Origin of the sequence: Pseudomonas sp. PB105 (assembly GCF_009764655.1) — a bacterium.
GTDB lineage: Bacteria > Pseudomonadota > Gammaproteobacteria > Pseudomonadales > Pseudomonadaceae > Aquipseudomonas > Aquipseudomonas cyclaminis.
The window spans coordinates 65328-71804 of sequence record NZ_RWIO01000003.1 but is presented as its reverse complement, the minus strand read 5'-3'; the positions used below and the strand labels follow the sequence as shown (position 1 = coordinate 71804).

8 protein-coding genes are annotated in these 6477 nt (G+C 61.3%); 6 read left to right on the top strand and 2 right to left on the bottom strand.

The features are described from left to right. The 5 genes from EJD88_RS00675 to EJD88_RS00655 form a co-directional block, all read left to right on the top strand. Positions 1 to 728, top strand: a 728-nt coding sequence (locus tag EJD88_RS00675) for a ribonucleotide-diphosphate reductase subunit beta (RefSeq protein WP_158876242.1), incomplete at its 5' end; no start/stop codon positions are given. An 84-nt stretch (positions 729 to 812) separates the two neighbouring features. Beyond that, complete coding sequence (locus EJD88_RS00670; protein WP_099585267.1) at positions 813 to 1301, top strand: DUF1289 domain-containing protein; 489 nt, start codon at positions 813 to 815, stop codon at positions 1299 to 1301. Between the two features lie 50 nt (positions 1302 to 1351). Beyond that, positions 1352 to 2272, top strand: a complete 921-nt coding sequence (locus tag EJD88_RS00665; RefSeq protein ID WP_112195470.1) for a class I SAM-dependent methyltransferase — start codon at positions 1352 to 1354, stop codon at positions 2270 to 2272. Between the two features lie 148 nt (positions 2273 to 2420). Further along, positions 2421 to 3137: a phosphatidylcholine synthase gene (pcsA, locus tag EJD88_RS00660; RefSeq protein ID WP_099585269.1), complete on the top strand. Its 717-nt coding sequence runs from the start codon at positions 2421 to 2423 to the stop codon at positions 3135 to 3137. 180 nt (positions 3138 to 3317) lie between these two features. Then, entirely contained in the window at positions 3318 to 4097 is a 780-nt protein-coding gene (locus EJD88_RS00655; protein WP_032886830.1) for a TSUP family transporter, read from the top strand. Here the strand turns inward: EJD88_RS00655 and nudC are convergent. Next, positions 4065 to 4898 carry an NAD(+) diphosphatase gene (gene nudC / locus EJD88_RS00650; protein WP_158876240.1) on the bottom strand — a complete coding sequence of 278 codons (834 nt, stop codon included), beginning with the start codon at positions 4896 to 4898 and terminating at the stop codon, positions 4065 to 4067. The two genes, EJD88_RS00655 and nudC, sit on opposite strands and share 33 nt — an antisense overlap. A 5-nt stretch (positions 4899 to 4903) precedes the next feature. Continuing rightward, a complete protein-coding gene (locus tag EJD88_RS00645) occupies positions 4904 to 5716 on the bottom strand; it encodes a crotonase/enoyl-CoA hydratase family protein (protein ID WP_099585271.1) in 813 nt (270 codons plus the stop codon). 160 nt (positions 5717 to 5876) lie between these two features. Here EJD88_RS00645 and EJD88_RS00640 point away from each other — a divergent pair, with 160 nt between their 5' ends. Beyond that, positions 5877 to 6431 (top strand): UPF0149 family protein, encoded by a 555-nt coding sequence (locus EJD88_RS00640; RefSeq protein WP_158876238.1) that lies wholly within the window; start codon positions 5877 to 5879, stop codon positions 6429 to 6431. The last annotated feature ends 46 nt before the right edge of the window (positions 6432 to 6477 follow it).

The following is a 6477-nucleotide window of genomic DNA, read 5'->3' as shown; positions in this document are numbered from 1 at the left end:
CGGAGTGCCGCCAGTACATCCTGCGCCAGGCCTTCGAAGAAGCGATCCACACCCACGCCTACCAGTACTGCATCGAATCGCTGGCCATGGATGAAGGCGAGATCTTCAACATGTACCACGAGATCCCCTCGGTCGCCAAAAAGGCAGCCTGGGGCCTGAAGTACACCCGCTCCATCTCCGATCCGAAGTTCGAAACCGGCACCGTCGAGACCGATAAAGAGCTGCTGCGCAACCTGGTCGCCTACTACTGCGTCCTGGAAGGCATCTTCTTCTACTGCGGCTTCACCCAGATCCTTTCCATGGGCCGCCGCAACAAAATGACCGGGGTGGCGGAACAGTTCCAGTACATCCTGCGTGACGAGTCGATGCACCTGAACTTCGGTATCGATGTGATCAACCAGATCAAAATCGAAAACCCACACTTGTGGGATGCCGAGATGAAGGAAGAAGCGACCCAGATGATCCTGCAAGGGACTCAGTTGGAGATCGAATACGCGCGCGACACCATGCCTCGCGGTGTGTTGGGCATGAACGCGGCGATGATGGAGGACTACCTCAAATTCATCGCGAACCGTCGTCTGTCGCAGATTGGGTTGAAGGAAGAGTATCCGGGGACGACGAATCCGTTCCCGTGGATGAGTGAGATTATGGACTTGAAGAAAGAGAAGAATTTCTTTGAGACTCGCGTGATTGAGTACCAGACCGGCGGCGCGCTGAGCTGGGATTGATTCAACACTGACCAAAAATGTGGGAGGGGGCAAGCCCCTCCCACATTGGTTATCGGTGCTCCATCGACTTACAAACACTCTCTTATGCCCAACCAAACCATCAAGACCCCTTGCGTCGGCCTCTGCTCCACCGTTTACGGCGATCTGGTCTGCCGCGGCTGCAAGCGTTATCACCATGAAGTCATCCAGTGGAATGGCTACAACGCCGAGGAAAAACAGGCGGTGTGGCTGCGCCTTGAGCAATTGCTGGTGCAGGTGATGGCCAGCAAGCTGGAGGTGTTTGATCCACTGCGTCTGCGCCAGCAGTTGGAAGACCGCAAGATCCGCTTTATGCCGCACCAATCCCCCTACTGCTGGGCCTACCAGTTGATCGCACGGGGTGCGCGGGTGATATCCAGGCTGGACGCGTATGGGCTGGCGTTATTGCCGGAGTTTCGTGAGCGCCACCTGGCGGATCTGCGCGATGCAATCGACCGCGAGTTTTTCCTGCTGTCCGAAGCGCATTACGAGCGGTATATCGCGCCGGGGTTTATCCGCGAGGCATTTGGCCCGCCGTTGATCGCTGCCTTTTAACCCTTCAATTGTGGTTAAAATGCCGCCCGCTCAACGACCGACGCTCAACGATGACCCCAGACGCACTCGCCACCCTGCACGCCCACCTGCTCAATGCCCTGGCCACTGTGCCTGCGGAAACCCGGCGCCTGTTCCACGGCCGTGGCCGTTGCTGGCCGGGTCTGGAGCAACTGACGGTGGACTGGCTGCAGGGCGTGGTGCTGGTGGCCTTGTTCAAGGAAACCGAACACCTGGACGCCCTGAAGGCGCAACTGTTGCAGATCGACTGGGCCGGATTCGGCGCCCACACCGTCGCCCTGCAACACCGCTACCTGCCGCAAAGCACCACCGAATGGCTGGTGGGCGAGGCCATCGACGAATTGACCATCACCGAAGGCGGCCTGCGTTACCTGATCGACCTGGGTAAAAAGCAGAACAGCGGGCTGTTCCTCGATATGCGCTACGGCCGCAACTGGGTGCGCGAACAGGCCGAGGGCCAGCGCGTGCTCAACCTGTTTGCCTACACCTGCGGGTTCTCGGTAGCCGCCATCGAAGGCGGCGCCGACCATGTAGTCAACCTCGACATGGCCCGTGGCGCCCTCAGCCGTGGCCGCGACAACCATCGCCTGAATGGTCATGACCTGAGCAAAGTGACCTTCCTGGGCCACGACCTGTTCAAGTCCTGGGCCAAGGTCACCAACAGCGGCCCCTATGACTTGGTGATCATTGATCCGCCGTCCTTCCAGAAAGGCAGCTTCCTGCTGACCAAGGACTACCAGCGCGTATTGCGTCGCCTGCCGGACTTACTCACGGCGCAGGGCACGGTGCTCGCTTGCATGAACGACCCGGCCTTTGGCGAAGACTTCCTGATCGACGGCGTTACCCGCGAGGCGCCGGGCCTGCGCTTTGTGGAACGCCTGCAAAACCCACCTGAATTTCCGGATATCGACGTGCAAAGTGGCCTGAAGGCCTTGGTGTTCCGTCAAGGCTGATGCCGAAACGTCCTACGCTTGCTACGCTAAGTGATACGCCGGGCGGTGAACCTTATGACCCCCTTCCCGGTCGATACCTGCATTCCCCGGCCAGACTCGACGGCGTCACGTTGTCGGCTGCCCCGTTTGACCTTTTGGAGAACCGCCCGTGATATCGACCCTGCATGTAGCCAGAATCAAAGCCTGGGGCGCCCACGGCTTCACCGCCACCGGTGTGGTGCTGGCCTTCCTGGCCACCCTGGCGCTGCTGGAGAACTCACCCAAGGCCTGCCTGTTGTGGCTGGGCCTGGCGCTGGTGGTGGACGGCGTCGACGGTTCCCTGGCGCGCCGGGTCAATGTCAGCACGGTACTCCCCAGCTTTGACGGCTCGGTGCTGGACCTGGTGATCGACTACCTCACCTACGTGTTCATTCCGGCACTGTTTATCTACCGCTACATCGACCTGCCGGAGTTTACCCACCTGTTTACCGTGTCGGTGATCCTGGTCTCGTCGCTGTTCTGCTTCTGCAACGTCAACATGAAGAGCAAGGACAACTACTTCGTCGGCTTCCCCGCCGCCTGGAACGTGGTTGCCTTGTGCGTGTACATCATCCAGCCGGACGCCTGGGTGACCCTGCTCACCGTGATCGGCCTGGCGCTGCTGACCGTAACGCCGATGAAGTTTCTGCACCCGTTCCGGGTCAAGCGCTTCATGCCGATCAATATCGCCGTGACCACCATCTGGTTGCTGTGCAGCTTCTTGATGGTCGTGGATTACCCGAACACCAACCCGTGGACGTTTGGGTTGTGGTCGGTGATGTCGGCGTATTTCCTGGGGATTTGCATCTGGCGCACGGCGCTGGAGTGGCTGGGTACACACAAATAACCCAGCGGTCACGGTTAACAATGTGGGAGGGGGCTTGCCCCCGATAGCGGTGGGTCAGTTAGACACAAGCTGACTGATACACCGCTATCGGGGGCAAGCCCCCTCCCACATTTGGATCTCCTTACATTCGGAAGGTAAGATGGCGACCCTCAGCAGTCCCGCCAACAATAAGCCCTGCCCATGCCCTTCGAACTCAGCGTTGACCTCACCACCCTCGCCATTCTCGCCGTCGTGGCCTTCGTCGCCGGTTTTATCGACGCCATCGCCGGCGGCGGCGGCCTGCTCACCACGCCCGCCCTGCTCACGGCCGGCATGCCACCGCACCTGGTATTGGGCACCAACAAGCTCAGTTCCACCTTCGGCTCGGCCACCGCCAGCTTTACCTTCTACCGCCGCAAGCTGTTCCACCCGCGCCAATGGGTGCACGCCATCGTCGGTACGCTGATCGGTGCGTTGACCGGTGCAGTGGTCGCCCATTACCTGCCCGCCGAAACCCTGAACAAGATGCTCCCGGTGATCGTCTTCGGCTGTGGCCTGTACCTGTTGTTTGGCGGTACGCCCAAGGCAGCATTGGATAACGACGCGCCGATCAAGAAGAAGTGGCAGTCCACCCAAGGCTTTGGCCTGGGTTTCTACGACGGCGTGGCCGGCCCCGGTACGGGCGCGTTCTGGACCGTCAGCACCATGCTGCTGCATCCCATCGACCTGGTGAAGGCCAGCGGCGTGGCGCGCAGCATGAACTTCGTCAGCAACGCGGCGGCGCTGTCGGTGTTTATCTTCAACGGCTCGGTGGACTGGATCGTCGGCCTGGCGATGGGCGTCTCGGTGATGTGTGGCGCGTTCTTTGGCGCACGCAGCGCGATCAGCGGCGGCGCCAAATTCATTCGCCCGGTGTTTATCACCGTGGTCCTCGGCCTGACGGTGCGCCTAGCCTGGCAGCACTGGTTCAGCGTGGCCTAGGCGACGGGCCAGGTAGAGGTCGATCAGGTAGCGCGCAATCGAGCGTGACGCCGGCAACGGCGGCAGGTCGTGGATGTTGAACCACTGCGCGTCTTCGATCTCGTCGGCCTGGGGCACGATATCGCCACCGGCGTACTCGGCGTGAAAGCCCAGCATCATCGAATGGGGGAACGGCCAGCACTGGCTGCCCATGTACTGGATGTTCTTGACCTCCACCTGCACTTCTTCGCGCACCTCGCGGATCAGGCAGTCCTCGGCCGATTCCCCCGGCTCGGCAAACCCCGCCAACGTGCTGTACACGCCTGTCACAAAACGCGGCGAACGGGCCAGCAGGATCTCGTCGCCCCGGGTCACCAGCACGATCATGCTCGGCGAAATCCTTGGGTAGCTGCGCAGGTCGCACGCCTGGCAGAACATCGCCCGCTCCCGTGGCACCTGGACCATGGCCTGGCCGCAACTGCCGCAAAACCGATGCTCCCGCGCCCACGTACCGATCTGAGCGGCGTATCCGAGCACTTTGTAGAGCGTGTGATCACCTTGCAGCATGAAGCCGCGCAGGCCTTGCCAACTGCAACCTGGCACGTCAGTGGCGGCGTCGAGTTCCAGCAAATACACCGGCTCACCGTCGAGGTGGCCGATGCCGTGCTCGGCCAACACCACCAAGTCCTGGCGCTTGAGCCATTCGCGAGGGAACAGCGGGCCGTTGGGGTCATGCAAAAAGCCGTCGCGGCTGCGGGCGACGGCCCAGCCGCCGGGGGTGTCGTTGTCCAGCAGCGTTGTGGTAATCCAGCCTTGGGTCATGTCAGTCAATCCACGAATTCGGGTTTCTGCTTACTCATATGGGCCGCGATGGCCACGCGCAGGTCGTTGGATTGCAACATAGCCGCGTTCCAGGTGGCAACGTATTCCAGACCATCATTGACCGTGTGGTCACGCATGTAGCTGATCATGGCCTTGGTGCCGGTCACGGCGATCGGCGACTTGGCGGCGATCTGATGGGCGATTTCCAGCACACCGGCCAGCAGTTGCTCGTGATCGGCGTAGACGCGGTTGACCAAGCCAATGCTGCGTGCTTCCTCGGCGCCGAACTGGCGCCCGGTGTAGGCCAGTTCACGCAGCATGCCGTCGCCGATGATGCGGGGCAGGCGTTGCAGCGTACCGACGTCGGCGGCCATGCCGATGTCGATTTCCTTGATGGAGAACTGCGCATCTTCAGCGGCGTAGCGCATGTCGCAGGCGCTGATCAGGTCGATGGCGCCGCCGATGCAATAACCGTGGATCGCCGCCAGTACCGGCTTGCGGCAGTTGTCGACCGCGTTGAACGAGGCTTGCAGTTCCAGGATCTTGCGGCGCAGCAGGCGTGCGTTGCGGCCAACGTCCTTGCCGAACGCATTGGCCACCGAGGCCAGCATCATCAGGTCGATGCCCGACGAAAAATGCTTGCCGGCGCCGCTGAGTACCACGGCCCGCACGGCGTCGGTGTCTTCGATCCATTGGAAGATGTCGATGATCTCGGTCCAGAACACCGCGTTCATCGCGTTGATCTTTTCCGGGCGGTTGATCTGCACATGGGCAACGTTGCCAGTGACTTCGACGACGAACGCTTGGTATTCGGACATGGCAGTGATCCCTGGCTGGCGAGTGATAAGGCCCGAACTATAACAAGGGTGCACCACGGCGCATCGGCCAAAAGCGGGACTGGCAAAAAACCCTGCCAGGCGCCATCCTTGGCGCTTTAAGCCGCCCTACCCGCGGCGCTCGACGTTTTAAGGAAATGCCATGCACGCCCAACCCCTCGCCACCGCCGATTTGGACTTCATCGAAGAAACCCTGCTCAAGTACGGCGATGACCATTCGGTGCTGAACCTGGCGGAACTCGACGGCTACTTCACCGCCCTGGTATCCAGCCCCGCGCAGGTCGATATTGCCGAGTGGTTCCCGGCGATCTGGGGTGGGCAGAACCCGGAGTGGGAAAGCGCCGAAGAGGCCCAGCAGTTCCTGGACCTGTGCGTGCGTCATATCAACCTTCTGGCCGCCCAACTGGCGACCGACGCCCAAGGTTTCAAGGCACGCTTCGATGACACCGACCATCAAGGCCAGACAGTGACCCTCGCCGAAGAATGGTGCTTTGGGTATATCCGTGGCGCCGCCATCGGCAACTGGCCAACACTGCCCGCCGCACAGACCGCGCTGCTGGAGAAGATCTCCTGGTGCGCCGAGCAGGACAACTTCGAATTGCCGGCCGACCTGGATGTGCAGGCCCACCAGCAACGCGTCAGCGAGATCGAACCGGCAGCGCGTGCCCTGCATGATTACTGGCTGAGCCAGCGCTAAACCTCGACAAGCACCGCACCTTTGGCCGATTATTCGGGTCCGCCCG

Bases quoted from the DNA above. Each gene is read 5' to 3' on its own strand.
- EJD88_RS00670 (WP_099585267.1), top strand. From the start codon at position 813: ATGCCCAACCAAACCATCAAGACCCCTTGCGTCGGCCTCTGCTCCACC.
- EJD88_RS00645 (WP_099585271.1), bottom strand. From the start codon at position 5,716: ATGTCCGAATACCAAGCGTTCGTCGTCGAAGTCACTGGCAACGTTGCC.
- EJD88_RS00640 (WP_158876238.1), top strand. From the start codon at position 5,877: ATGCACGCCCAACCCCTCGCCACCGCCGATTTGGACTTCATCGAAGAA.
- EJD88_RS00665 (WP_112195470.1), top strand. From the start codon at position 1,352: ATGACCCCAGACGCACTCGCCACCCTGCACGCCCACCTGCTCAATGCC.
- EJD88_RS00655 (WP_032886830.1), top strand. From the start codon at position 3,318: ATGCCCTTCGAACTCAGCGTTGACCTCACCACCCTCGCCATTCTCGCC.
- nudC (WP_158876240.1), bottom strand. From the start codon at position 4,898: ATGACCCAAGGCTGGATTACCACAACGCTGCTGGACAACGACACCCCC.